Source organism: Mesorhizobium sp. M1312, assembly GCF_040318115.1.
Taxonomy (GTDB): Bacteria; Pseudomonadota; Alphaproteobacteria; order Rhizobiales; family Rhizobiaceae; genus Mesorhizobium.
Window position 1 is genome coordinate 1 of sequence record NZ_JAMYLQ010000088.1, and the last position, 1,779, is coordinate 1,779.

3 protein-coding genes and 1 pseudogene are annotated in these 1,779 nt (G+C 61.7%); all 4 read left to right on the forward strand.

The annotated features are described in order from the left end of the window. A pseudogene (locus NKH36_RS34595) lies at positions 1–437 on the forward strand (catalase); the annotation flags it as partial. 20 nt (positions 438–457) lie between these two features. Next, entirely contained in the window at positions 458–685 is a 228-nt protein-coding gene (locus NKH36_RS34600) for a hypothetical protein (RefSeq protein WP_352966290.1), read from the forward strand. Further along, the gene (locus NKH36_RS34605) at positions 675–965 is read left to right on the forward strand and encodes a DUF6894 family protein (RefSeq protein ID WP_352966292.1); all 291 of its coding nucleotides are present in this window, start codon (positions 675–677) and stop codon (positions 963–965) included. The genes NKH36_RS34600 and NKH36_RS34605 overlap by 11 nt, the downstream gene beginning before the upstream one ends. A 486-nt stretch (positions 966–1,451) precedes the next feature. After that, positions 1,452–1,688, forward strand: coding sequence for a cysteine hydrolase family protein (locus NKH36_RS34610; protein ID WP_352966294.1), 237 nt, complete (start codon positions 1,452–1,454; stop codon positions 1,686–1,688). The last annotated feature ends 91 nt before the right edge of the window (positions 1,689–1,779 follow it).

Below are 1,779 nucleotides of genomic sequence, written 5' to 3' on the forward strand. Positions count from 1 at the left end.
TTGTCAGTCCCGGCGCCGATGCAGCGCTGCTGAAGAACCTTCAGGCAGCGATCGAGAAGGAAGGCGCCGTGATGGAGGTCATAGCGCCCAAGGTGGGCGGCGTCGAGGCGGCGGATGGAAGTCTCATCGCTGCAAAGCACATGATCGACGGCGGGCCATCGGTCCTGTTCGACGCAGTAGCGCTGATCCTCTCCGAGGAAGGAGCGGAGCGCCTGACGGGTGAGGCCGCCGCGCGCGATTTCGTTGCCGACGCTTTTGCCCATTGCAAATTCATCGGCTTCACGTCGGGCGCCGTACCGCTGCTGCAGAAGGCTGGCGTCGATCCGGAAGCCGATGAAGGCATGATTGGTCTCGATGATCCCAAGGCGATTACCGGTTTTATCGAGGGCTGCCGCAAGCTGCGTCTCTGGAGCCGGGAAATGGCCGTCAAATTGTAGGGATGGTGACGGAGTTTCTCATGCAGATCATTCGAACCGAAGTTACCCAGGCAACCGCCCCGACCGGACAGCCCATCCTGCGCGTGATCTTCTGCGGCGAAGGCGGTGACTGCGTTACCGTCGACATGGCAGGCGTTGACGGCGGAAACAACGAGGCCGCTATCAATCGAGCGAAGGCGGTCCTGGTCCAGACCGCGACCTTCGATTTGGCTGTGAACGACTATGATGCCCGAAGCAATGAATTTTGACGAAGTCGCCGTCACAGCGGCGAATGACGAAAACGGCGGGCTCTACATCTTCGAGTATCGCGACGGCGGACGCGGCCGTCAGGTTCCTCCGTCCAGGATGCCAACTTTAGAGGCTGCGCGGGAGGAAGCGGTTCGATGCGCTATCGATCTTCTGGTCGACCTTCAGCCGGGCACGGACGATCTTTCAGGTTGGCTCGTGCGCCTGCGCGACGAGAACGGCGAACTGCTGTACGCCATCGACGTGCAGGAGGCGGAAGCGGCCCGCCTGACAAGAACATGAACCGGCAACGGCTAAAGGCAGATTGGCAGAGATGCGAGGCTACGGCGGGACCTCCCGGGCTATGCCCGCGCTCGGATAGAGACTATGCATCACCCGACCGCGGCCGCGGCTGATCATGGCCGCCCTAGGCCTGGTACACGGTCCGCTTGGTGAGAATTCCCTACATCTTTGCGTTGACATGCAGCGCCTGTTCGCGCCGGGCGGGCCTTGGGCCGTGCCGTGGGCGCAAAACGTGCTGCCGGTCATCGAGGAATTGACCGCAAGACATCCGCAGCAAACGCTGTTCACACGTTTTGTTCCGGCCGCTCGGCCAGGCGAAGGACCGGGCATGTGGGCGCGGTATTATCGGCGTTGGGCCGAGGTCACCCTTGCCAACATCGATGCCGGCCTCGTCGACCTAATGCCTTCTCTGGCGCGGTTCGTGCCGCCGGCAAGAACGCTCGACAAGCAGTCTATTCGCCGTGGACTGAAGGCCGGCTCGACGCGATGCTCAATGGGTCAGGGATCGACACGCTGGTCATCACCGGCGGCGAAACCGATGTCTGCGTGCTTGCCACGGTCCTCGACGCCATCGACCGTGGTTTTCGTGTCGTCCTTGCGACCGATGCCATCTGCAGTTCGGTCGACCAGACGCATGACGCACTGTTGGAGCTCTACCGCTCTCGCTTCAGCGAGCAAGTCGAGGCGGTGAGGATTGAAGAGGTTCTGGAGAACTGGCGCTAGCCGAAGGTTCCGCGGGAGACAAGATCATGAGAACCATATTTCGGGACAACGGGCTTACGATCGCCCTGGTGGCGATGTTCCTGTTCAGCGC

Excerpts from the sequence above, each read along its gene's own strand:
- NKH36_RS34600 (WP_352966290.1), top strand. The coding sequence starts at position 458 with ATGCAGATCATTCGAACCGAAGTTACCCAGGCAACCGCCCCGACCGGA.
- NKH36_RS34605 (WP_352966292.1), top strand. The coding sequence starts at position 675 with ATGAATTTTGACGAAGTCGCCGTCACAGCGGCGAATGACGAAAACGGC.
- NKH36_RS34610 (WP_352966294.1), top strand. The coding sequence starts at position 1,452 with ATGCTCAATGGGTCAGGGATCGACACGCTGGTCATCACCGGCGGCGAA.